This window comes from Mesorhizobium sp. M0030 (assembly GCF_040323695.1).
Classification (GTDB): Bacteria; Pseudomonadota; Alphaproteobacteria; order Rhizobiales; family Rhizobiaceae; genus Mesorhizobium.
In genome coordinates this window covers 1-23647 of sequence record NZ_JAMYVE010000006.1, presented here as the reverse complement: position 1 = coordinate 23647, position 23647 = coordinate 1, and the positions used below count along the sequence as shown (strand labels likewise).

At 62.9% G+C, this 23647-nt stretch carries 21 protein-coding genes and 1 riboswitch; of the genes, 11 read left to right on the top strand and 10 right to left on the bottom strand.

Annotation, left to right across the window (positions count from 1 at the left end):
* Position 1: 1 nt before the first annotated feature.
* The 5 genes from NKJ80_RS14190 to NKJ80_RS14170 all read left to right on the top strand — a co-directional run bounded on the left by NKJ80_RS14190 (position 2) and on the right by NKJ80_RS14170 (position 3878).
* Positions 2-967 (top strand): type II secretion system F family protein, encoded by a 966-nt coding sequence (locus tag NKJ80_RS14190; protein ID WP_023725707.1) that lies wholly within the window; start codon positions 2-4, stop codon positions 965-967.
* Positions 898-1950 carry a PA3715 family protein gene (locus tag NKJ80_RS14185; protein ID WP_352497758.1) on the top strand — a complete coding sequence of 351 codons (1053 nt, stop codon included), beginning with the start codon at positions 898-900 and terminating at the stop codon, positions 1948-1950. The genes NKJ80_RS14190 and NKJ80_RS14185 overlap by 70 nt, the downstream gene beginning before the upstream one ends.
* A gap of 133 nt (positions 1951-2083) precedes the next feature.
* Complete coding sequence (locus tag NKJ80_RS14180) at positions 2084-2554, top strand: hypothetical protein (RefSeq protein WP_023667596.1); 471 nt, start codon at positions 2084-2086, stop codon at positions 2552-2554.
* 161 nt (positions 2555-2715) lie between these two features.
* Positions 2716-3627: a GGDEF domain-containing protein gene (locus tag NKJ80_RS14175; RefSeq protein ID WP_280791130.1), complete on the top strand. Its 912-nt coding sequence runs from the start codon at positions 2716-2718 to the stop codon at positions 3625-3627.
* Positions 3525-3878, top strand: coding sequence for a GGDEF domain-containing protein (locus tag NKJ80_RS14170; protein ID WP_280791131.1), 354 nt, complete (start codon positions 3525-3527; stop codon positions 3876-3878). Before NKJ80_RS14175 ends, NKJ80_RS14170 begins: the two co-directional genes overlap by 103 nt.
* A 12-nt stretch (positions 3879-3890) precedes the next feature.
* Here NKJ80_RS14170 and gcvP read toward each other — a convergent pair whose 3' ends face one another.
* From gcvP to gcvT, 3 genes are read right to left on the bottom strand one after another with little or no spacing between them, the layout of a single operon-like run.
* Positions 3891-6701 carry an aminomethyl-transferring glycine dehydrogenase gene (gene gcvP, locus NKJ80_RS14165; RefSeq protein WP_352497757.1) on the bottom strand — a complete coding sequence of 937 codons (2811 nt, stop codon included), beginning with the start codon at positions 6699-6701 and terminating at the stop codon, positions 3891-3893.
* Positions 6702-6718: 17 nt separating this feature from the next.
* Complete coding sequence (gcvH, locus tag NKJ80_RS14160; protein ID WP_023725711.1) at positions 6719-7087, bottom strand: glycine cleavage system protein GcvH; 369 nt, start codon at positions 7085-7087, stop codon at positions 6719-6721.
* Between the two features lie 5 nt (positions 7088-7092).
* Positions 7093-8193: a glycine cleavage system aminomethyltransferase GcvT gene (gene gcvT / locus NKJ80_RS14155; RefSeq protein ID WP_023828674.1), complete on the bottom strand. Its 1101-nt coding sequence runs from the start codon at positions 8191-8193 to the stop codon at positions 7093-7095.
* 149 nt (positions 8194-8342) lie between these two features.
* Positions 8343-8429: riboswitch (glycine riboswitch) on the bottom strand.
* Positions 8430-8627: 198 nt separating this feature from the next.
* Here gcvT and NKJ80_RS14150 point away from each other — a divergent pair.
* Positions 8628-9629, top strand: a complete 1002-nt coding sequence (locus NKJ80_RS14150) for a hypothetical protein (RefSeq protein ID WP_023751525.1) — start codon at positions 8628-8630, stop codon at positions 9627-9629.
* Between the two features lie 151 nt (positions 9630-9780).
* Here NKJ80_RS14150 and NKJ80_RS14145 read toward each other — a convergent pair whose 3' ends face one another.
* The 6 genes from NKJ80_RS14145 to NKJ80_RS14120 all read right to left on the bottom strand — a co-directional run bounded on the left by NKJ80_RS14145 (position 9781) and on the right by NKJ80_RS14120 (position 14657).
* Positions 9781-10572: a molybdopterin-binding protein gene (locus tag NKJ80_RS14145; RefSeq protein ID WP_023681588.1), complete on the bottom strand. Its 792-nt coding sequence runs from the start codon at positions 10570-10572 to the stop codon at positions 9781-9783.
* Position 10573: 1 nt separating this feature from the next.
* Positions 10574-11449: a cytochrome b/b6 domain-containing protein gene (locus NKJ80_RS14140; RefSeq protein WP_023691148.1), complete on the bottom strand. Its 876-nt coding sequence runs from the start codon at positions 11447-11449 to the stop codon at positions 10574-10576.
* A 136-nt stretch (positions 11450-11585) separates the two neighbouring features.
* Entirely contained in the window at positions 11586-12278 is a 693-nt protein-coding gene (locus NKJ80_RS14135; protein ID WP_023688301.1) for a DUF1345 domain-containing protein, read from the bottom strand.
* Between the two features lie 21 nt (positions 12279-12299).
* Complete coding sequence (locus tag NKJ80_RS14130) at positions 12300-12773, bottom strand: YaiI/YqxD family protein (protein ID WP_023695438.1); 474 nt, start codon at positions 12771-12773, stop codon at positions 12300-12302.
* A 64-nt stretch (positions 12774-12837) separates the two neighbouring features.
* Positions 12838-13407 carry an S-(hydroxymethyl)glutathione synthase gene (gene gfa / locus NKJ80_RS14125; RefSeq protein ID WP_023710637.1) on the bottom strand — a complete coding sequence of 190 codons (570 nt, stop codon included), beginning with the start codon at positions 13405-13407 and terminating at the stop codon, positions 12838-12840.
* Between the two features lie 122 nt (positions 13408-13529).
* On the bottom strand, positions 13530-14657 hold the full coding sequence (locus tag NKJ80_RS14120) for an S-(hydroxymethyl)glutathione dehydrogenase/class III alcohol dehydrogenase (RefSeq protein WP_023681583.1): 1128 nt from the start codon (positions 14655-14657) through the stop codon (positions 13530-13532).
* A gap of 237 nt (positions 14658-14894) precedes the next feature.
* On the opposite strand from NKJ80_RS14120, the gene NKJ80_RS14115 reads away from it, so the two are divergent.
* The 4 genes from NKJ80_RS14115 (at position 14895) to NKJ80_RS14100 (ending at position 22220) form a co-directional block, all read left to right on the top strand.
* Entirely contained in the window at positions 14895-16907 is a 2013-nt protein-coding gene (locus NKJ80_RS14115) for an acetyl-CoA carboxylase biotin carboxylase subunit (RefSeq protein WP_352497756.1), read from the top strand.
* A gap of 260 nt (positions 16908-17167) precedes the next feature.
* Entirely contained in the window at positions 17168-20695 is a 3528-nt protein-coding gene (gene dnaE / locus NKJ80_RS14110) for a DNA polymerase III subunit alpha (protein ID WP_023695435.1), read from the top strand.
* A 169-nt stretch (positions 20696-20864) separates the two neighbouring features.
* A complete protein-coding gene (locus tag NKJ80_RS14105) occupies positions 20865-21263 on the top strand; it encodes a nuclear transport factor 2 family protein (protein ID WP_023710634.1) in 399 nt (132 codons plus the stop codon).
* A 153-nt stretch (positions 21264-21416) separates the two neighbouring features.
* A complete protein-coding gene (locus NKJ80_RS14100) occupies positions 21417-22220 on the top strand; it encodes a potassium channel family protein (protein WP_352497755.1) in 804 nt (267 codons plus the stop codon).
* A gap of 7 nt (positions 22221-22227) precedes the next feature.
* Here NKJ80_RS14100 and NKJ80_RS14095 read toward each other — a convergent pair whose 3' ends face one another.
* The gene (locus tag NKJ80_RS14095; protein ID WP_352444074.1) at positions 22228-23109 is read right to left on the bottom strand and encodes a DMT family transporter; all 882 of its coding nucleotides are present in this window, start codon (positions 23107-23109) and stop codon (positions 22228-22230) included.
* Between the two features lie 183 nt (positions 23110-23292).
* Between NKJ80_RS14095 and NKJ80_RS14090 the strand changes: the two genes are divergently transcribed.
* Positions 23293-23647, top strand: a 355-nt coding sequence (locus tag NKJ80_RS14090) for a hypothetical protein (RefSeq protein ID WP_352497754.1), incomplete at its 3' end; no start/stop codon positions are given.

Sequence of the window (23647 nt, the reverse complement as noted above, 5' to 3'; positions counted from 1 at the left end):
GATGGAGCAGGTGATCCAGTTTCTTGCCTCGCTGGCGCCGACGTCGCTGATGCCGGTAGCCGCGATGCTGCTGGCGTTGGGCGGCAGCGCGGTGGCATGGCCGCTGGTGGTGGCCAAAGGCGACCGCAACGATCTCAAGCGCCGGCTCAAGATCGACGACAGCAAGACTCCCCAACAGGCCGAGGTGGCGCCGAAGAAGAACCAGAGCGTCGTGCGCGAGAAGGCGGTGAAGCGGGCGCAGGAATTCTACGCCAAGAGCGATCCGGAAAATGTCGCCCGGCTGCGTATGAAGCTGATCCAGGCGGGCTATATGGAGCCGCGCGCGGTCGGCACATTCTTCCTGATCCGCTTCGCCTGCCTGGTGGGCGCAGCGATCGGCGCGTTCCTGGTCAACCATTGGATGGGCAGCGCCGATTCCACCGCGACCAGCCGCTGGACCTTCATCATCCTGTCGGGAGCCGCCGGCTATTTCGTGCCCGGCCTGGTGCTCAGCCAGAAGGTGCGGGAAAAGATGCGCGAATACCGCAACGGCTTTCCCGACTTCATGGATTTGATGATCGTCTGCTCCGATGCCGGCATGAGCATGGAGGCCGGCATCGAGCGCGTCTCGAAGGAACTGGCCAAGACCTATCCGTCGCTGAGCCAGAATCTGCAGCTGGTGTCGCTGGAACTCAGGGCCGGCCGCAGCCTCGACGATGCATTGAAGGCGCTCGCCGACCGCCTCAGCCTGGACGAGGTGCGCTCCTTCGCCACGCTCTTGCAGCAGTCGAAGGAACTCGGCACCAGCCTCGCCGGGGCGCTGCGCGTGTTCTCTGACGAAATGCGCCACAAGCGCATGTCGTTGGCCGAGGAGAAGGCACATGCCTTGCCGGCCAAGATGTCGGTGCCGGTGGTGGTGTGCATCCTGCCGGTGGTGCTGATGATCGCCGTCATCCCGATCATCGTCAAAATGACGGCGGTTCAGTAGATACCAAGGCAGTAGATACCAAGTGGCCGCCCGGCGGCTTTCTGCGGTTACTCACTTCAACTACGCTTCGCCTGGATGTCATATCCGGCCGGTTTGGCCGCTCTCCTTCGGCAAAATCCGAAAAAAGCAAAATGAGTGAGCCGTCCATGCGAATAGTCTTGTGCACCGCCTTCCTCGGCCTCGCCGCGGCCAGTCTGTCGCCGGCCTCGGCCGCGGCCGACGATTGCGGCGACGCTGCCGCTCTGGTGCAGCAGGCATATCCCAAGGCCCAAAAGAGTGCCGATGGCGCCTCCTTCACGCTCGAACCTCATACCAGCATCGCCCAGACGCTTTGGGATGGCGATGCGCCATTCGGCGTGGTCTGCAAGATCTGGCCCGCCCATGACGACCTGTTGTTGGTCGCCGTGCCGCTGATCGACAGCTCCCAATCCAGCGACGACGGGCATGTCGGCGATGTCGAGCTTCTGGTCGTCGACAGGAAGACCCGGCAGGTGCGCCAGCGCCTGCTCCAACCCGGGCTGATGACCGATGATGCCGTCGGCATCCGCGGGATCGACTTCGATACCGGGCGCTACAGATTGGCGCCCGATGTCGGCGCCTTCGGCCTGCGCATCGACATGGCAAACCATTCGCAGCCGAATCCTTTCAGTGAAACCGACCTGCGGCTCTATGCCCTTGACGGCGGTGCTCTGCGCCTGGTGCTCGACGGCATCATCGTGGCCGGCTTTGGCGGCGAAGGCGACACCAATTGCGCAGGATCCTTTCAATCCAGCCGGGTCAGCCTGGCGATGAGCCCGGCGAGACATCACGGCTATCACGACATCACAGTGTTCGAGCGGTTGGACACCGACAATCCGTCTGTCGACAAGAATGGCGAGTGCCAGTCCCATCCCGGCAGGTCCATGAAACGAACCTACCGGCTGCGCTACGACGGCAGGCGCTATCAGTTTCCGGCGGGGCTCAAGGCGCTGGAGCCGGAATAGGCTTCGGTTGGTTAATGGCTTCTGTGCCCGAAACCAAATTTTAGGCGCGTTTCCGCACTGAAGTTTAATCGCCCTGTTGTAGTCTGCTTCCTCAGAGAACGACCCGGTAAATCGGGCGATTGGGGCCAGGGGCATGCGTCACAGAAGTTTCACGGCAATGGCCGCGCTAGCGGCGGTCTTGATGGTCGGCGGCTGCACGACCGACAACGTCGACAAGACCAAGACCACATCGATCCAACCGGTGGCAAAAGACGTCAGCACCTCCGACCTTGCGCAAGGCAAGGCGCAGTTCCGCGAGGCCAATTACGGCCTTGCCGAACAGCATTTCCGCAAGGCCGTGGAACTGAAGGCCGACAGTGCCGAGGGATGGATGGGGCTTGCCGCCTCCTATGACGAACTCGGCCGCTTCGACTTCGCCGACCGCGCCTACGACCAGCTTTTGAAGGTTGCCGGGCGCAAGCCGCAGATTGTCAACAATATGGGCTATTCGCAGCTGCTGCGCGGCAACAAGAAGAAGGCGAGGGCGCTGCTCATGGAAGCAAGGGCCGGAATGGCCGACCCGAGCGTGATCAACGCCAATCTGGCGCTGCTCAACAAGGGCTGAGACTAGGGACACTCGCGTGCCGAGCTTCGCGGGACGGCAGTCGACGCTTTGTAAACCCTGTCGGCAGCTTGCTTTGAAAACCGGCCGAAAACGGTATCTCCGGCCGGTTGCATGCCTATGATGCGCCACAAATCGATGATCCCAAAGGTTGCCGCTCATCCATGCTGGATTTCAGTTCGCTATTGCTGGCGGCTGCGCTGTCGGGCACATGCCTGAGCGTCACCATGTTTGTGATCTGGTTCACGGCGCCGCGTGGACGCTTCGTGCTGACGGTGGCGTGCGGCATTCTCGTCCTTGTCGCCCACGTCATCGTCTTCTGGCGCTACACGAGGGAGCCCAGTCCGTTGCTTTGTCAGGCAGCGTTGGCGCTGCTCAGCCTCGGTTTCCTGGCGCTTTCACTTTCGGCCATGCAATATCTTGGTGTGCGCAATTACAGCCGCGCTGTCCTGCCGGCCATGCTCGCGATCGCTGTCTGCGCCGGCGTGACCTATCTCGGTTTCGATGGTGTCGGCTTCATCCTCACCTATACGACGGTAACAGTGCTGCTCGCCTCGATCGGGGTGATGTTCTGGATCAAGGGCGGTCAGGATCGCGGCATTCTGCTGGTCTTTTCGGCGCTAAGCGGCGTCTGCGGCGTATCCTTCGGGCTCTGCGGCGCCGTGCTTCTGGTCAAGGGCCAGTGGGTGCTCGGCGTCGCACCCGACAATTGGGCCGAGCGGTTGAATTCGGTCGTGGCGGTCGCCTGCATGACGGCTCTCGGCGCGCTGACGCTGTCGCTGCATCATCTGCAGGCACAGATCGAACTGAAGGCCGAGACCCTGACCGACCCGTTGACCGGTCTGATGAACCGGCGGGCTTTGAACTCGCTCTATCGCGAGCGCGTCTTCGGCCCGTTCATGTCGGTCGCCATGTTCGACCTCGACCACTTCAAGCGAACCAACGATGTCTATGGCCATCCCGTCGGCATCGGGTGCTCTGCCGTTTCGCCCCAGTCATCAAGAAGTATGACAGGGTTGGCGTCGACGCCTTCCGGCTGGGCGGCGAGGAGTTCGCGTTGGTCATGTCTCGGATGACCGAAGACAAGGCCTACGATTTCGCCAGCAGGACCGGCGTCGCCTTCGGCACGGAAGTGGTGCCGACGCCGCGCGGGCCGTTGCGCAGCAGCGTCAGCGGCGGCATTGGCTTTGGCAAGGAAGACGGCAGCAGCCTGGATGAAGTGCTGGCCGAGGCCGACCGGGCGCTCTACGCGGCCAAGAACGCCGGGCGAAATCGCGTGCTTGTCCTCAACGGCAAAGCCGACGGACCGGCCCTGCGCTCAGCCTGACAGGCCAGAGTGTTATTCGGCGGCGCCGAGATATTCCGACAGCGGCGGGCAGGAGCAGACGAGGTTGCGGTCGCCGGCGACATTGTCGATGCGCGAGACCGGCGGCCAGTATTTGGCCGCTGTATCGACATCGCCGGCGGGGTAGGCCGCTTCCAGCCGCGAATAGGGGTGGGTCCACTGGCCGGCAAGGGTTTCGGCCGCCGTGTGCGGGGCATTGACCAGCGGGTTGTCCTCGAGCGGCCATTCACCCTTCGCCACTTTCGCTGCCTCGCCGGCAATGGCGATCATCGCCTCGCAGAACCGGTCGAGTTCGCGCTTGGGCTCGGATTCGGTCGGCTCGACCATCAGCGTGCCGGCGACAGGGAACGACATGGTCGGCGCGTGAAAACCGTAATCGATCAGCCGCTTGGCGATATCGTCGACGCTGATGCCAGCGCTCTCCTTGAGCACGCGCGTGTCGAGGATGCATTCATGCGCGATGCGATCGTGCCTGCCTTTGTAGAGAAGCGGGAAGTGCGGCGCGAGCCGCGTCGCCACATAATTGGCCGAGATGATCGCCGTCTCCGTCGCCTGCTTCAGGCCGGCGGCGCCCATCATGCGGATGTACATCCAGGTGATCGGCAGGATGGAAGCGCTGCCGAACGGGGCAGCGGACACGGCATGCGCCGAATCTTCGGTGACATGACCCGGCAGATAGGGTTTCAGATGCGCCCTGACGCCGATCGGACCGACGCCCGGACCGCCGCCGCCATGCGGGATGCAGAAGGTCTTGTGCAGGTTCATGTGGCAGACATCGGCGCCGATATCGGCGGGCCGCGCCAAAGCAACCAGGGCGTTAAGGTTGGCGCCGTCGAAATAGACCTGGCCGCCATGCTCGTGAATGAGAGCGCACAGGTGGCGCGCGCCTTCTTCGTAGACGCCGTGCGTCGAGGGATAGGTGAACATCAGGGCTGCGAGATTCTTCGAATGCTCGTTGGCCTTGGCCCGCATATCGTCCATGTCGATATTGCCGTCCTCCAGGCAACGCACGACGACGACGCTCATGCCGGCCATCGCCGCACTCGCGGGATTGGTGCCATGCGCGGACTGGGGGATCAGGCAGATGGTGCGATGGCCTTCGCCACGCGAACGGTGAAAGGCGCGGATGGCGAGCAGGCCGGCATATTCGCCTTGGCTGCCGGCATTGGGCTGCAGGCTGACGGCGTCGAAGCCGGTGATCTCCGCCAGCCAGCCTTCCAGCTCGCCGACCATGGCGCGATAGCCGGCCGAATGGCTGGCCGGCGCGAAGGGATGGAGGTTGGCGACAACAGGCCAGCTGACCGGCATCATTTCGGCCGCCGCGTTGAGCTTCATGGTGCAGGAGCCCAACGGGATCATGGTGCGGTCGAGCGCCAAATCCTTGTCGGCTAGCCTGCGCAGCAGGCGCATCATGTCGGTCTCGGAGTGGTTTTCGCGGAAAACCGGCTGGGTCAGAAACTCCTTGCCGCGCGGCTTGCCGGGCATCGCGCCGGCCTCAGTAGCGCCGGACTTGGCGCCGAACAGGGCGGCGATAGCCTCGAGATCCGCCTCGGTCGAGGTTTCGTCGAAGGCGATGCCGATGCGGTCGGCATCGACGACGCGCAGCAGCCGGCCACCTTTTTCAGCGGCAGCGGCGATCGAAGCTGCCTTGCCCTTCACTTCGGCCGTCACCGTGTCGAAACGGCTTGAGCCGAGCACGGAAACACCAGCGGTTTTCAGGCCTGCTGCGAGGCCGTTGGCGAGCTCATGAATTCGGGCTGCGATCGCCTGCAAACCAGTGGGCCCGTGCCAGATCGCGTATGCGGTCGCCATGTTGGCAAGCAGCGCCTGCGCGGTGCAGATGTTGGAGGTCGCCTTGTCGCGGCGGATATGCTGTTCGCGCGTCTGCAGGGCGAGGCGATAGCCGGGACGGCCTTTGCTGTCTATCGACTGCCCGACGAGGCGGCCGGGCATCAGCCGGGTCAGCTTGTCGGAGACGGCGCAATAGGCGGCGTGCGGGCCGCCAAAGCCCATCGGCACGCCAAAGCGCTGCATCGCGCCGACGGCGATGTCGGCGCCAAGCCTGGCCGGCGCGTCGGTCAGCGTGAGACCAAGCGGATCGGCGATGAAGACGACCACGGCGCCGGTGGCGCGAGCCTTCTCGATCGCCCCCTTGTGGTCGCCATAGACGCCAAACGTGTCCGGCCAGGAGACCAGCAGGGCGGCGGTGTTGTCGTCGATGGTCTCGCCATCGATCTCGATGCCGAGCGGCTCGGCGCGGGTGCGCACGACGTCCAGCGTCTGCGGATGCGGCGTGCCGGCCAGCGCTACCTTGGTGCGCTTGTCGCGATGATGGCGCAGCGCGATGCCGACCGCTTCGGCCACCGCCGTCGCTTCGTCGAGCAGGGAAGCCGAAGCCACCGGCAGGCCGGTCAATTCGGTGACCAGGGTCTGGAAGTTGAACAGCATTTCCAGGCGGCCCTGGCTGATCTCGGCCTGGTAGGGCGTATAGGCGGTGTACCAGGCCGAGTTCTCGAACAGGTTGCGCTGGATGACCGGCGGCACGTGGACGCCGTGATAGCCGGCGCCGATGAAGCTCTTCAGCACCGTGTTTTTTGCCATGATCGCCGACAATTCGGCCAGCGCTTCGGCTTCGCTCGCCGGCGCGGGAAGGGTCAGCGGCAGATCGAGGCGGATCGACTGCGGCACAGCCTGGCTGATCAGCGTCTCGACAGAGGGAACGCCGATCACGGCAAGCATGGCTCTGACATCGTTTACATCAGGACCGATGTGGCGGGCCGAGAAGGGGGTAAGTGCTGCGCTCATGGCAATAGGTCCTGATATCAACCGATATGGGCTTTGTAGGCGGCCTCATCCATGAGGCCTGCGAGTTGGCCTTCGTCGGCGAGCATCATCTTCCACAGCCAGCCGTCGCCGGTCGCAGCGGAGTTGACCAGCGACGGGTCCGAGGACAGCGCGCCGTTGGCGTCGGTGATCTCGCCATCAACCGGCGCATAAACATCGGATGCCGCCTTGACGGATTCGACGACCACGGCGGTGTCGCCCTTACTGAGTTTGGTGCCGATTTGAGGCAGTTCGACGAAGACGAGATCGCCAAGCTGTTCCTGCGCATAGTCGGTTATCCCGACGGTGGCGATGCCTCCCTCGACGCTCAGCCATTCGTGATCTTGTGTGAAATAGGTTTTTGCCATCGGAATTATCCTTTGCGGTAGCGATGAGGAGTGAAGGGCAAGGAACTGATATCGACCGGGATTTTCGTCCCGCGAACGTCGGCGAACAGTTTCGTGCCCGGCTTGGCCAAGGCCGTTGACACATAGCCCATGGCGACGGGATGGCCGGCCGACGGGCCGAAGCCGCCTGATGTCACGTAGCCGGCCGGATCGCCGTCGGCATCGAACAAAGCAGCGCCGGCGCGCACCGGCTGGCGGCCGTCCGGCTTCAGGCCGACGCGCTTTTGCGACGGCCCGCGCTCCAGGATGGACCGCAGCGCATCGGCGCCGATGAAGGACCCGCCGGCGCGGAGATCTTTGGGGATCGCCCACATCAGGCCGGCACTCGCCGGATCGATCTCCGGCGTGATGTCCTGGCCGTGCAGGCACAGGCCGGCCTCCAACCGCAGCGAGTCGCGGGCAGCAAGGCCGATCCACAACACACGCTCGTCCTCGATCAGTTTCGTGGCCAGAGCGCGCGCATCCGCCTCCGGCAGGCCGATCTCGAAGCCGTCCTCGCCGGTGTAGCCGGAGCGGCTCATGAACCAGTTTTGCTTCGGCTCGATGCCATGCATGAACAAGAGCGAGCCGGTCTCGATGCCGGCGCGGGACAAGGCAGCCCAGGCTTCGGGCCCCTGGATCGCCAGGAAGACGCGATCGAGCGCATCGACCTTCACGTCGAAATCGGTCGCCAGCGCACGCAAATGCTTCTCGTCCTCGACCGCATTCCCGGCGTTGGCGACCACCATGAAGCGCTCGGCGCCGAGCCGGGTGACGATCAGATCGTCGATGATCCCGGCGGCCTCGTTGAGGAAGAAGGTATATTTGGACTGTGAAATCTCAAGCGCGCCGGCATCGAGCGGACTGGCGCGGTTGAGCAGTGCCGCAGCGCCCGGTCCGCTGATCTCGAACAGCTTCATATGCGAAATGTCGAACAGGCCGGCATGTTCGCGGGTGTGAAGGTGCTCCTTCATCACGCCGGCCGGAAAGGTCAGCGGCATCGACCAGCCCGCAAAGGCGCCAAAGCGTGCGCCGGCGGCGGTGTGCAGATCTTCGAGAGGAAGGTGTTTGGTGTCGTCGCCCGTCATGTCATCTCCAGAGTCGCACGCAATCGGCCGCTGCTGGCGACCAGTCCGTGCCCCTCTGTCTGAAGCCTGAGAGACTCGCGCAACCGGAACTCTGTCGGCGACGCTTACACCTTCGGCGCGGGGGCAAGCCCCGACTTTCCAGAGTGTCTTTCCCGTCTACGGTTCTTTTGCCTGAGAGATTTCGGGCGATTTCCCCTTCGGCGGCAGCTCGCGCTGCTCTCTCCCGCAAACAGGTAGGACTCAAAACTTAAGCCCTCGACGCGCCATCCATAGCTTGTCGGCGACACCTTGTCACCTGCCAGCGACACGTAAAGCGCGGCGTCTTTACAGTCTTCGCTAACCACGCCGTTTGCCGGTTTTTCAAGACAATGGCGATATTCTGGGCTGACGGTTTGGCCGCAATTGCGTTGGGCACGGCGGATGGGGATTGACAGATGGGCGAACGGATCGGGAGCGCGCCGGTGGCGGGGCTGGCCTCGAAGGACCGCATCACGGCGGAAGATGTCGTCATGCTGCGTCGCGAAGTGTTCGCCGACGGCGTGGTGACGCGCGGCGAGGCTGAAGCACTGTTCGCGCTCGATGCGACAGCGACGGACAAATGTCCGCAATGGCCTGAATTCTTCGTCGAGGCCGTTACCGACTACATCGTCCACCAGGAAAAGCCGGCAGGCTATATCTCTGAAGACAATGCCGGTTGGCTGATCCAGACCATCTCGCGCGACGGAATGGTCGACAGTGTGACCGAACTGGAGCTGCTGGTGCATGTGCTGGAAAGGGCGAAATCATCGCCCGGCCGGCTCTCCGCCTATGCGCTCGAGCAGGTCGCCAACGCGGTGGTCGACGGCAAGGGACCACTGATGCTCGGCGGCGCGCTGGTTCCCGGGCTGGTCGCCAAGGCAGAGGTCGATCTGTTGCGCCGCATTCTCCATGCCTATGGCGGCGACGGTAACATCGCCATCACACGGGTTGAGGCCGAGGTGCTGTTCCAGATCAACGAGCAGACCGCAGCGACCCACAACGACCCGTCCTGGAACGACCTGTTCGTCAAGGCGCTCGCCAATTTCGTCATGTGTTCGGCCGGCTACGAAGCGCCGACGCGCGATGTGGCGCTGCGTCGTGACAGTTTCTTGGACCAGGTCGAGCCCGAAATTGGTGGCTTCTTCAGCCGCATGGTGTCGGGCGGACTGGCCGGCATCATGGAAGCCTATCGTTCGCCCGGCGATATCGAGGCCGAATGGGAGTCGAAGAACCGTGCCGCCGAGGCACTCGCGCGCCGCGCCGAGACGATCGACGCCAGCGAGGCGAAATGGCTGGCCGATCGCATCGGCACCGACCGCCCGCTGCGTGACAATGAACGCGCGCTGCTGACGCTGATCAAACTCGCCTCGCCGGAGATACATCCGGCGCTCAAGCCACTGCTCGACAAGGTTGCTTAAGCCGCGCCGTTTTCTGCGACCGTTTTGCAGAGGACGATATTGGAGTGTCTTCAGGCCAATCGCCAAGTTCGGCCACGCGATCGAAACCGGCTTCCTCAGGCAAGCTCGGTTCGGTCGGAGTCAGATCGTGCTCGGTCAGAATGCGAGGCCATCAAATCCCGCCATACCAGTCATAGCCATTGTCTTCCCAATAGCCGCCGCGGCCGCCGCCGATATTGGCAAAACTGTCGACGAGCTCGATCTTGTAGAGATACTTCGGCATCTTGTAGCCGAGCTGTCGTTCGACGCGCACGCGCAGCGGCGCGCCGTTTTCGACCGGCAGCGGCTTGCCGTTGAGGCCGTAGGCGAGGATCGTCTGCGGGTGGCGGGCATCGATCAGGTCGATGGTGCCGTAATATTTGATTTCCCCGGAGAGGCTGCGATCGATCGTATCGAGGCAGTGGAACATGACATAGCGGGCCTGCGGCTTGACCACAGCCTGGTCGAGCACCAGCGACAGCGGGGTGCCGGTCCATTTGGCGATGCAGCTCCAGCCTTCGACACAGTCGTGGCGGGTGATCTGCGTGCGGCTCGGCATGTTCTCCAACTGCTCGCGGCTGAGCGACAGCGGCTTTTCGACCAGGCCCGTTACCTCCAGCCGCCAGTCGGCGAAATTGTTGGCGAGCAGGCCCTTGTAGGTGTCATCGTCGGGCGCGGTGACGCCGTTCGGCCGCTGCGGCTGGCGGATGTCGGCCTCGGTGAATTCCGGCGCCAGAGCATCGCGGCCGGCAAGCCAGCGTTGCGCGCGGTAGGTCAGGCCATTGGCGTTTTCGAGGAAACTGCGCAGGCCGTCGCCCATGCCGAGCTGGCTGTCGAAGGCATCGCAGCCCGACAACATGATGCCGGAAACGCCGAGGCCGGCGCCCGTCAGGAACTTTCGGCGGCTGATCTGGAATTTGGCCATCTCACGCACTCCTCTCGGTGTCGCCATGCCTTGGCGGATCGGTGCGGTACCAGCCGGTGATGATCGAGCGCAGTTCGTTGATCGGGCCGGCGGCGAGGATCATCATCATATGGACGATGAAAAAGCCGACCAGCAGCACCATCACCGTGAAATGGATGGTGCGCGCCGTCTGCCTTCCGCCGAGCAGTTCGTTGAGCCAGGGCAGCACCGAGTTCATGCTCGGCGACATGGCAAGGCCGGTGATGATCATGAGTGGCAACAGCACGAACAGTACGCCGCCATAGGCCATTTTCTGCAGCGTGTTGTATTCGCGTGTGTGGTGGAACCTGAGCTTGGCGTGCTCGATGATGTCCTGCGGCAGCCGCTTGAGATCGTCAAGGCGCGGCGCCAGATCGCGGCGCAGATGGCCGTTGACCAGGCTGGCGACCAGCCAGACGACCAAGGTGGTTGTCAGTATCCAGGCGAAGAAGAAATGCACAACGCGGGCGGTGCCGAGATCGTAATAGGACGGGATTGTCGCCCAGGACGGGAAGGCACGCGACGTTTGCTGCCGGGCCGGGCCCGACCAGCCGAGCACGCCTGTGGTGTCGAAGCGATGGCCGAAGATTTCGGTATAGCCGCGCGGGCCGGTGGCGGTGTTTTCGGCGCCGATGGCAAAGACGGTGTTGTTGTACTCGAAGCCGGATTGCTTGCCGATGTAGAGCTGCGGCCGGGCATTGAAGATCTGCAGGCCGGATAAAAGCAAGAAGAACAGCGAGATCGCCCACAGCCAGTGCGTCAGGCGGGTCCAGCGCGATTGCCGGTAGATCAGCGTCGCATCCTTCGTTGAGGCGGCATCGACGCCTGCGCCGGGCTGACTCATGGTAATGGTTTCCATCTTTTCCTCGCCTCCGGCTGCGCGATCCTGGGATGGCCGCGCTCGTCCTTGTCCTCCCAATACGTCGCTATCGAAAGCGATGTTTCATGCGGTCACGTTTTTATTACGGGCACGGGTTTATCGCGGGCACGGATACTCAATTGCCGAGGCTCACCGCGAGATTGACGACGGCGGCGACGATGACGGCGTTGAAGAAGAACGACAGGATCGAATGGACAAGCACCACGCGGCGCATATGCGAGGTCGTGATCGCGGTGTCGGCGGTCTGCGCGGTCATGCCGATCACCGTCGCGAAATAGAGAAAGTCCCAACCGTCCGGCCGTTTGCTGCCGGGAAAATCGAGGCCGCCGACCGGTATCTTCTTCTTGGTTTCGGCATCGATCGCGTCGCCGTCCATCCAGTAGACATGCGCATAGTGGAGGGCGGCCATGGCATGGATGGTGAACCAGCCAAGCGGGATCGACAGCATGGCGAAGCCGAGTTCGATGGGGTCGCGATCCTTGTGATTGATCAAAAGGAACAGCAGGACAATGGCCATGGCGACGATGCCGAGCGTGATGGCAAAGATGCCCAGCACTGGGAGGTCCAGTTCGCGCGCGTTCTTGCTGAGATAGCGGCCGGACAGCAGCGGCATCTTGGCGATGACGAGCGCGATGAAGACGACGAAGAAGGAATCGGCGGCAATCGAGATCGAATAAGCAAGCCGCGTGGAGACGGGGAGCGATCCAATCAAAGGCAATACCGCGGCAAATACGACCAGACCGACGGCTAGCGACACAAAGAACTGCTTGTGCCGCTGCAAGGGGTTATTCGGCGATGTGTCGGCCATAGCCCGACCTCGGATGATGCTTCACGTCTGGTCGGGTGTGACGGATTTCAGAGCCCGCCGCAAGATACGGTCGAGCTCACCCAGGAAACGCGAGCGATCCTGTGGCGCAAAGCTGGCATTGTAGCCCTTGCTCTCGCCGGTTTCGCGCAGATGCTGCTTCAAATCGCGCATTGCAACCGCCATGCCGATGGTCTCCGGCGTGAACGGCCGGCCGGTTGGCCCAAGCACATGCGCGCCGAGCGCCACGGTGCGAGCGGCAAGCGGGATGTCGGCGGTGATCACGATGTCGTTGGGTTTTGCGTTCTCGACGATCCAATCGTCAGCGGCATCGGCGCTTTTAGAGACGACGACGTTGCGAATCATCGGATCGCGCGACGGACGCAGCCCGCCATTGGAGACGTAGGTGACGACCACGCCATGGCGCTCGGCGACCTTCTCGACCTCGGCTTTCACCGGGCAGGCGTCGGCGTCGACGTAGATGGCGGGTGCCGGCATTATCTCTCCAAAACGGACATGGGGCCGGCATGTTACCCGGCCCCATGCCAGAAATCTCGTACTGTCAGGCCGGCCGCGCGCCCGACTTCTTCGCCGTCCAGGTGGCAATGTAATCCATCAGGCCGGGGTTGAGACAGTCATAGGGCTCGAGGCCCATCGACTTCAACTGGCCGCGGATGCCGTCCATGCGCTTGGGGTCGACACCGGATTCGATGATCGACGAAACGAAAGCGGTGAAGCCCGGCGGTGACCAGCCGTCTTCCTGGAAGCGCTCGGGATGGATGAAGGACAGACCTTTGAACGGATGGTCGCGCTCGACCGGTCCGTGCATATGGACACCGCAGCCGGTGCAGGCGTGACGCTGGATAAGTGCCGAGGGGTCGACCACTTTCAGCTTGTCGCCGTTTTCGGTGACTGTGACATCGCCGGTGCCGGCTACGGCCACGACCGAGAACACCGCGCCGTCAGGCTTCCAGCATTTGGTGCAGCCGCAGGCATGGTTGTGGGCGATCTGGCCCTTGACCGTCACCTTCACCGGCTTGCTGGTGCAGGCGCAGACCAGCGTGCCGCCGGCAAAGCTTGCGCTCTCCTTTGGCAAGCCATTGTCGATTTTGGGATGCAGTTTCTCAGGCATTGTCTTCCTCCCTTGTTGAACCTGTGCAACTTCAGTCGCTGGCCCTTCGGTCGGCGGCTTGTTCTTCCTCCGTTTGGTGTGCGATCGGACGCAAAACCGGGCGCCACTTTTGCTGATCGCACTTAGTAAACGACGACGCTCCTGATCGACTTGCCCTCATGCATAAGGTCGAAGCCCTTGTTGATGTCTTCCAGCTTCAGCAAATGGGTGATCATCGGGTCGATCTGGATCTTGCCGTCCATGTACCAGTCGACGATTTTTGGCACGTCGGTGCGGCCGCGTGCGCCGCCGAAGGCGGTGCCCATCCAGGTGCGGCCGGTGACCAGCTGGAACGGCCGGGTCGAAATCTCCTGGCCGGCGCCGGCCACGCCGATGACGACCGACTTGCCCCAGCCGCGATGCGAGGCTTCCAGCGCCTGGCGCATCACCTTGGTGTTGCCGGTGCAGTCGAATGTGTAGTCGGCGCCGCCGATCTGGTCGGCGCCGCGCTTGGTCAAGTTGACGAGGTGAGGAACGATGTCGCCGTCGATCTCCTTCGGATTGACGAAATGCGTCATGCCGAAGCGCTCGCCCCATGCCTTCTTGTCGTTGTTGAGGTCGACACCGATGATCATGTCAGCGCCGGCGAGCTTCAGGCCCTGGATGACGTTGAGGCCGATGCCACCGAGACCAAAGACGACAGCAGTCGCGCCTTGCTCGACCTTCGCGGTGTTGATGACCGCGCCGATGCCGGTGGTGACGCCGCAACCAATGTAGCAGATTTTGTCGAAGGGCGCGTCCGGGTTGACCTTGGCGACGGCGATCTCGGGCAAAACGGTGAAATTGGAGAAGGTCGAGCAGCCCATATAGTGGAAGATCTTGTCCTTGCCGATCGAGAAGCGCGAGGAGCCATCGGGCATCAAGCCTTGGCCCTGCGTGGCGCGGATGGCGGTGCACAAATTGGTCTTGCGCGACAGGCAGGATGGGCACTGCCGGCATTCCGGCGTGTAGAGCGGGATGACGTGGTCGCCCTTCTTGACCGAGGTGACGCCCTTGCCGACATCGACGACAACGCCAGCGCCTTCATGGCCGAGGATTGCCGGAAACAGGCCTTCGGGATCGGCGCCCGACAGGGTGAACTCGTCGGTGTGGCAGATGCCGGTCGCCTTGATCTCGACCAGCACCTCGCCTTCGCGCGGTCCGTCGAGGTCGACCTCCATGATTTCCAACGGCTTTCCGGCGGCGACAGCGACAGCGGCGCGGGTTTTCATTAGGCAATTCCTCCCAAGGCGATTGGTCTTCAGGCTTTCAGGGTTTTTATACTGTTTCAACCCGATTTGGCGACCAAATATGGCGCAAATCTTGGCCCAGTCGTCGGCGAGCCCAACCTTCGCCCCTCGGCACGGCCCTGGCGGGCAGGGAGTGTCTTGATGGGTGCGCTGCCGGCGGTGCTTGAGCCCGGCTGCCGAAGCCCATAAGAAGGACGAAAGACCGAGGAAACGCCTTCGATGTTCACGAAAATCCTGATCGCCAATCGCGGCGAGATTGCTTGCCGCGTCATCAAGACGGCGCGCAGGATGGGGATTGCCACCGTAGCGGTCTATTCCGACGCCGATCGCGACGCCGTGCACGTCGAAATGGCCGACGAAGCCGTGCATATCGGGCCATCGCCTGCCGCGCAAAGCTATCTTCTGCCTGAAAAGATCATCGCTGCCTGCAAGGAGACGGGCGCGCAGGCCGTGCATCCCGGCTACGGTTTTCTGTCGGAGCGGGCCGCCTTCTGCGAAGCGCTTGAGGCTGAGGGCATTGTCTTCATCGGTCCGAAACCCAAGGCTATCAAGGCGATGGGCGACAAGATCGAATCGAAGAAGTTCGCCAAGGCCGCTGAGGTGTCGACGGTTCCCGGCTGGCTTGGTGTCATCGAAAATGCCGACCATGCCGAAAAGATCGCCGGCGAGATCGGTTATCCCGTGATGATCAAGGCCTCGGCCGGCGGCGGCGGTAAAGGCATGCGCATTGCCTGGAGCCAGTCGGAAGTGCGCGACGGCTTCGACCGGGCGCGCTCGGAGGCGAAAAGCTCGTTCGGCGACGACCGCGTCTTCATCGAAAAGTTCGTCGTCGATCCGCGTCATATCGAAATCCAGGTGCTGGCCGACGCGCATGGCACCGCCCTCTATCTCGGCGAGCGCGAATGCTCGATCCAGCGTCGGAACCAGAAGGTGGCGGAAGAGGCGCCGTCGCCATTCCTCGATGCCAGGACGCGCAAGGCGATGGGCGAGCAGGCCGTGGCGCTAGCCAAGGCGGTCGACTACCAGAGCGCCGGCACCGTCGAGTTCATCGTCGATGCTGAAAAGAACTTCTATTTCCTTGAAATGAATACACGATTGCAGGTCGAGCATCCGGTGACGGAGCTTGTTACCGGCATCGACCTGGTCGAGCAGATGATCCGCGTCGCCGCCGGCGAAAAGCTCGGCATCAAGCAGAGCGACGTCACGCTGAACGGCTGGGCGGTGGAAAGCCGGCTCTATGCCGAGGATCCCTATCGCAATTTCCTGCCCTCGATCGGCCGGTTGACGCGCTACCGGCCGCCGGAGGAGGGCACGTTCGGCGATGTCGTCATCCGCAACGACACCGGCGTCACCGAAGGCTCCGAGATTTCGATGTTCTATGATCCGATGGTGGCAAAACTCTGCACCTGGGCGCCCACGCGTATCGAGGCCATCGATGCCATGTCGGAAGCGCTGGACAGTTTCGTCGTCGACGGCATCGAGCACAACATCCCGTTCCTGGCGGCGCTGATGCAGCATCCGCGCTGGCGCGAGGGGCGGATATCGACGGGCTTCATCGCCGAGGAATATCCTGACGGCTTCGCGCCGATCGTGCCCAATGGCGATGAAAAGGCAGTGCTGGCGGCGATCGCCACCGCGGTCGAGCTTCTGCGCCGCGATCGGCTTGACCGGCTGGGCGGGCGGCTGGCGCCGCATTCGGGCGCACTCAAGCGCGATTGGGTGGTGAAGCTCGGCGACGACTATCTCCAGGCTTCGATCATCGAGGGCATGATCTCCATTCCGATGGAAATCGATCTGTCGGTCGATGGCGGCAAAGCGCTGACCGTGGCGTCCGACTGGCGGCCGGGCGACCTCATCTGGCGCGGCACTGTCGGTGCCCGCAAGGTCACGGCGCAGATCAGGCCGCTGCCGAACGGCCTGCGCATCGCCTGGAAGGGCATGTCGGTGACGGCGCGCGCCATGCTGCCGCGAACGGCTGAACTGGAAAGGCTGATGCCGGAAAAGGTGGCGCCGGACACGTCCAAGATGCTGCTTTGCCCGATGCCGGGCCTGGTGGTGTCGATCGCGGTTGCCGAGGGGCAGGAGGTCAAGGCCGGCGAGACGCTGGCCGTGGTCGAGGCGATGAAGATGGAAAACGTGTTGCGCGCCGACCGCGATCTTGTCGTGTCGAAGCTCAACGCCAAGCCGGGTGACAGCCTGGCTGTGGATGCGGTGATCATGGAGTTCGCCTAGAGATTGTTTGGAAATTCTACTCCGGCGGCCATCTGAAGGCGGTTTCTGCGCTTCCCGTGCTCACGGACCAATGGCCGCTGCGCTCCGGTTCTCGAAACCACCATCATATGACTCGCCAGAGCGAATTTCGAACAATCTCTGAGCCGTGCGGCTGGGTACGGAAGCCTGTGGTCGGTGGTCATTTGTGCTGGACTGGCATCGCCCGGTCCGGGACAATACATCTCCATCGACTCAAAGCCCTTCGAGCAATTTGATACATCATGGCGGATGACAAACTTCCACGCGATCCCCTGAAGCGCGAAGCAGCGCTCGCTGCTGCGCGCCCTGAGGCACCGGCGCGGCGGTTCATCCATCTGCGCGTGCATTCGGCGTATTCGCTGCTCGAGGGAGCCTTGCAGGTCGCCGCCGTTGTCGGTCATGCCGTCAAGGACGAGTGCCCGGCAATCGCCGTCACCGACACAAACAATCTGTTCGGCGCGCTTGAGTTCGCCCAGAAGGCGGTGAAGGAAGGCATCCAGCCGATTATCGGCTGCCAGATCGATCTCGCCTTTTCCGGCGAGACCAGTGACGCACAGCGCGACCGCCGCCGCCACGGGCCGGAGATGAACGCCGTGGTGCTGCTCGCCGCCACCGAGGTTGGCTATAGCAACCTCGTCAGGCTGGTCAGCCAGGTCTATCTGGAGACGCCGCCGGGCGAGCCCGTACATCTGACGTCAGCAATGCTGGAAGGCCATAGCGATGGCCTGATCTGCCTCAGCGGCGGGCCGCGCGGCCCGATCGGCCGGGCGCTGAAGGAGGATCGCCGAGATCTTGCCGAGACGCGGCTTCTGGCACTCAAGGCGCTGTTCGGCGACCGGCTCTATGTCGAACTGGACCGCGTTTCCGGCTATGACCGCGCCATCGAGAAATCATCGGTCGATCTTGCCTATACCCATGATCTGCCGCTGGTCGCCACCAATGAGGCGTTCTTCGCCGCCCGCGACGACTATGACGCGCATGATGCGCTGATCGCCATTGCCGAAGGGTCGGTCGTTGCCGCCGACAACCGCCGCCGCCTGACATCGGACAATTTCCTGCGCAGCCAGGCCGATATGGCAAGGCTGTTTGCCGACCTGCCTGAGGCGATCGACAACACCGTCGAGATCGCCCTGCGCTGTTCCTACTATCCCAAGACCCGCAACCCGATCCTGCCGCGCTTTACCGGCGGCGATGTGGCCGACAATGAGGTGGCGCTGAAGGCCGAGGCCGATGAACTGCGCCGGCAGGCCCATGAAGGTCTCGACGCCCGGCTGGCGGCGCATGGACCCACCGCCGGCTACACGGTCGAACAATACCGCGAGCGGCTCGATTTCGAGCTCTCCATCATCGAGAAGATGAAATTTCCCGGTTACTTCCTGATCGTGGCCGACTTCATCAAATGGGCGAAGGCGCAAGGCATTCCGGTCGGGCCGGGCCGCGGTTCTGGCGCGGGATCGCTGGTCGCTTATTCCACCACCATCACCGATATCGATCCGCTGCGCTTCTCGCTGCTGTTCGAGCGCTTCCTCAACCCCGACCGCGTGTCGATGCCCGACTTCGACATCGACTTCTGCCAGGACCGGCGCGAAGAGGTCATCCGCTACGTCCAGCAGAAATATGGCCGCGACCAGGTGGGACAAATCATCACCTTCGGTACGCTGCAGGCGCGCGCGGTGCTGCGCGACGTCGGCCGCGTGCTGCAAATGCCTTACGGCCAAGTCGACAAGCTCTCCAAAATGGTGCCGCAGAACCCGGCCAATCCGGTCAAGCTGGCGGATGCCATCGCCAACGAGCCGCGCTTTGCCGAGGAGGCCGAGAAGGAGCCAATCGTGCAGACGCTGCTCGATATGGCGCAAAAGCTGGAAGGGCTCTACCGCCACGCTTCGACGCACGCCGCCGGCATCGTCATCGGCGACCGGCCCTTGTCGGAACTGGTGCCGATGTACCGCGATCCGCGCTCCGACATGCCGGTCACCCAGTTCAACATGAAATATGTCGAACAGGCCGGGCTGGTGAAGTTCGACTTCCTCGGCCTGAAGACGCTGACCGTGCTGGAGACGGCGGTGAAGCTGATCCGCCGGCGCGGCATCGAGATCGACCTGGCGACGATCCCGCTCGACGATCCTGAAACCTACGCCATGCTGTCGCGCGGCGAAGTGGTCGGTGTGTTCCAGGTGGAAAGTGCCGGCATGCGCAAGGCGCTGATCGGCATGCGGCCCGACTGCATCGAGGACATCATCGCGCTGGTGGCGCTCTACCGTCCCGGCCCGATGGAGAACATCCCGACCTACAACGCCAGAAAGCATGGCGAAGAGGAGATGGCATCGATCCATCCCAAGATCGACCATCTGGTGAAGGAGACGCAAGGCGTCATCGTCTACCAGGAACAGGTGATGCAGATCGCGCAGGAACTGTCGGGCTATTCGCTCGGCGAAGCCGATCTGCTGCGTCGCGCGATGGGCAAGAAGATCCGCGCCGAAATGGACAAGCAGCGCGAGCGCTTCGTCACCGGTGCGGTCGAACGCGGCGTCGGCAAGCCGCAGGCCGACTTCATCTTCGACCTTCTGGCCAAGTTCGCCGACTACGGCTTCAACAAATCGCACGCGGCCGCCTACGCCGTCGTGTCCTACCAGACCGCCTATCTCAAGGCGCATTACCCCGTCGAGTTCCTGGCGGCGTCGATGACGCTCGACATGGGCAATACCGACAAACTCGCCGATTTCCGCCAGGATGCGCTGCGTCTCGGCATCGAGGTGGTGGCGCCGTCGGTGATGACCAGCTTCCGCAATTTCGAGGTCGGCGAGAACCGCATTTACTATTCGCTGGCGGCCCTCAAGGGCGTCGGCGACGCTGCGGTCGAGCACATCGTCGCCATGCGCGGCGAAAAGCCGTTCAAGAATCTCGCCGATTTCTGTGAAAGGGTCGATCCCAAGATCGTCGGCAAGCGCGTCTTCGAAAGCCTGATCATGGCCGGCGCGCTCGACTGCTTCGGCCACGACCGCGCCCAGATGATGGCCGGCGTCGAACGGATGATGGGGCTGGCTTCGCTGGCGCAGCAGAATGCCATTTCGGGCCAGCACGACATTTTCGGCGCGTCGCTCGGCGCGCAGCAGCAGGCGCTCAATTTGCCGCAGACCGATCCGTGGCTTGCCGCCGACCGGCTGCACCGCGAATTCCAGGTCGTCGGCTTCTATCTCTCGGCGCATCCGCTCGACGAGTACAAGGCGGCCCTGCAGAAGATGCGGGTGCAGAACTGGGGAGAGTTCTCGGCCGCGGTCAAGCGTGGCGCCGCCGCCGGCCGGCTGGCCGGCACGGTCACCACCAAGCAGGAACGCAAGACCCGCACCGGCAACAAGATGGGCGTCATCGCCTTTTCCGACACTTCTGGCCAGTATGAAGCCGTGCTGTTTTCGGAAGGGTTGGCGCAGTATCGCGATCTGCTCGAGCCTGGACGTTCGGTGGTGATCACCGTTTCGGCCGAGGATAGGCCCGAAGGGGTCAATCTGCGCATCCAGACGGTGCAGTCGCTGGAGGATGAGGCCAGCCGCATCCAGAAGGCGCTGCGCATCTTCGTGCGCGATGCGGCTCCGATCGGCATGCTGGCCGGCCAGCTTGCGGTGAAGGGCGAGGGCCAGGTCAGCTTCGTGCTGATCAAGGAGGCCGGGCAAGGTGAGATCGAGATCGAATTGCCCAATCGCTACCGCATCTCGCCGCAGATCGCGTCGGCCATGCGCGCGGTGCCGGGGGTGGTCGAAGTCGAGCTCGTCTAGGCTGCCCTGATATACACGGCAGTCGCATCGACGTCGGCCAGTGCATGACGGCCTAAGAATGCTCTGGGCCTGACATTGCAGCCGATAGGGCCAGCGTGCGGGGCGTGGTTGAACTGACCTTCCTTTGAACCACATGCGTTGAGCAGAAACTTCACAGGAACGCACAATCATGCCCAGCCGCGAACGCGTCGAAGCCTTCCTCAAGGAGGTGGTCGAAGGCAGCCACGTCAAGGCGATCGCCGACTTCTACCATGACGATGCCACCATGCAGGAAAATCTCGGCGTCCCGCGGCGCGGCAAGGAAACACTGATGGCGCATGAGCAGGCAGCACTCGACCGGATCGAGAAGATGCACACCCATCCTGTCCAGACATTCCTGGTCGATGGCGACAATGTCGCCATCCGCTGGACCTTCGACCGTATCGACAAGGCCGGCACCGTGCGCCGGCTGGAAGAGGTGGCCCTGCAGCGCTGGCGTGGTGACCGGATTGCGGAGGAGCGGTTCGTCTACGACACCGCCTCGGCCTGGCGCCTCGTGGGGCCGGACGGCAAGGTGGTGGAGGGCTGACGATCACCGGGGCCACTAGATCATGATGAGATTCGGTTGAAATCTCATCATGATCTAACCCTTTGTTGGAGCATGATCTTTTTCGAAAACCGCCACCCACTTTTTGGGATCATGCTCTAGACGGCCCCGGCTGGGACCGTTAGGCACTTGGTGATGAAAGCAGCCGAGAAGGACGGATTGCAGCAAAGCTCTGCCATGGCGCGGCTGCGTGACAGGCTGCGCAAGCTCTATCACGGACGCACGCCGGCGGCGTTCCGGTTTCAACTGGCGGCGGTCATCATCGACCTCGCCATCATCGCCTTCTTCGTTGCCACGCCGGTGCTCCAGGACAAGCCGTCATTCCTGTGGCTCGACTATACCGTCGCGGCGTTGGTCGCCGCCGACCTGATTGCCCGGCTGTTAGCCTCCAACGACATGTTGCGGCTGATGAAACAGCCGACATCCTGGGTCGATGTCTTCATCCTTTTGACGCTGCTGATGCCGACGGCGTTGGCAAATCTGGCGTTCCTGCGCATCCTGCGGCTGTGGTCGCTGTCGCGCAGCGGGTCGCTGTGGCGGCATTTCGAAATGCGTGGCTTAAGGCCTTGGCGCGAGGCGAGCCACGCGGTCATCAACCTGTTGACGTTCCTGTTCGTCATCACCGGCTTCGTCTACACCTTCTTCTTTCGCACCGGCGCCGGCCTCGAAAACTACATTGATGCGCTTTATTTCACCGTCGCCACGGTGACGACGACCGGTTTCGGCGACATCGTGCTGCCGGGCATAGCCGGCAAGCTGACCGCGATCGTCACTATGATCATCGGCATCTCGCTGTTCGTCAGACTGGCGACGGCGATTTTTCGACCCGCCAAGGTGTTCTTTCCCTGTCCGCAATGCGGACTGCAACGGCATGAGCCGGACGCCGTGCACTGCAAGGCCTGCGGGCATCTTCTCAACATACCGGATGAGGGGAATTGACCGACCGCTACGAGGCCGCGGCCTCAGCCGGCTTTGGCGCCTTGCGCTGCAGGTTGAGCAGATTGCCCATCAGGATCAGCAGGGCGCCGCCGGCTGTAAAGATGTCGATCTGTTCGCTGTAGAGCAGCCAGCCGATCAGCGCCGACAGTGGCACGCGCAGGAAATCCATCGGTGAAATCACCGTAGCGTCGGCATAGGTGAGGGCACGCGCCATGCAGAAATGCGACGACATGCCGGTGAAGGCAATCAGCAGGATCCATGGCCAGAGTTCGAGCGGTGGGTTGCGCCATTCATAAAGCGCCGGGATCAGGCCGACCACTGACTGGATGATCAGCATCCAGAAGATGATGCGCACGACGCTGTCCGTGCGGGTCAGCGACTTGACCAACACCACCGATACGCCAAAGCACACGGCCGCGCCGAGAACGACGAGGTGACCCGGATCCATGGAGCCGACGCCGGGGCGAACGATGACCACCACGCCGATCAGGCCAAGCACGACCGCCGCAATTTTCGGGCGGGAGAGCCTTTCGCCAAGAAACGCCACCGCCAGGATCGCGGTCCAGATCGGCGTGGTGAATTCGACCGATATGAGCACCGCAAGCGGGATCAGTGTCAGCGCATAGAGCCATGCGGCCTGGCCCGTATAGTGGATGACATTGCGAGCGATATGGGCCAACGGGCGCTGCGTGCGCATTGCAGCGAATCCGCCGCTCATCATCACCAGCGGCAACAGGATGAAGAAGCCGATCACCGAGCGCAGTTCCAGCACCTGGAAGACGTTGAGCTCGGCGGTGGTTGCGCGGCCGGCGACTGACATCGCCAGAAACGAGGCGATCGACAGCGCCATCCAGAACGCGGCTTTGGGGATCGATGGGGAAGGTGCCATAGGCGCTATGTCGCAAGCCGGGACTTCTATCGCAACCGTTAGGCGACGCATTCGACTGGGCCAGACCCGTTGCAAAACAGCCATGCTGGAAGTGGAACCTGACGCAACGGCAGGCGTTGGTTCCCGGTATTGGCCAATTGCTGGACGCATCGTTTCTTCAACATCAACGGGGGAGAGATTCCGATGAAATCATTCGCGCGGTTTCTGCTAGCCGGCTGCCTGGTAACTGCAAGCGCCACGGCCGATGCCGACGAGGCGAATTTTCTCAGCTCCTTGCAAGGGAATTTCTCCGGCAAGGGGACAGTCAAGGTCACCACCGACGCACCGACGGTGAATGTGTCCTGCACCTTCAATTCCGATGCGACCTCGAGTTCATTGTCGCTTGACGGCAATTGCCGTGGTCTTGTCGTGGTGACGCGCGCCATCAGCGCCAATCTGAAGGCCCGCGGGGCGAAGTATACTGGCGTCTATGTCGGGTCGCGCACCGGGCCGGCACAGCTCGCCGGCAGCCGTTCCGGGAACGCGATCAGTCTCGGCA